The 228-nt window shown below is 35.1% G+C and carries 1 protein-coding gene; it reads left to right on the forward strand.

The features are described from left to right. Window positions 1–60: 60 nt before the first annotated feature. On the forward strand, window positions 61–228 hold a 168-nt coding region (locus tag ACR9ZK_RS23945; protein WP_481344384.1), incomplete at its 3' end, for a FeoA family protein.

Here is a 228-nt window from a genome sequence, read left to right on the forward strand (position 1 = left end):
GTTATTTAGATTAAATTTAAATAGCGTATATTTGCATACAAAATTTTGGCTTTGAAAGAGATGGGTTTACATAAATTAAGTGGATTTCCCAACAACAGAATGGGAAAGATTTTAGGGTATGATAACGACAGCCTTAAAATGCCTAACAAAATCATTGAAATGGGGCTTCTTCCGGAAACTTCATTCAGGATTCTGTATCAGGCGCCTTTCAAAGGACCGATGTATGTG

It is taken from the genome of Monashia sp. HAY1-5C (assembly GCF_056755255.1).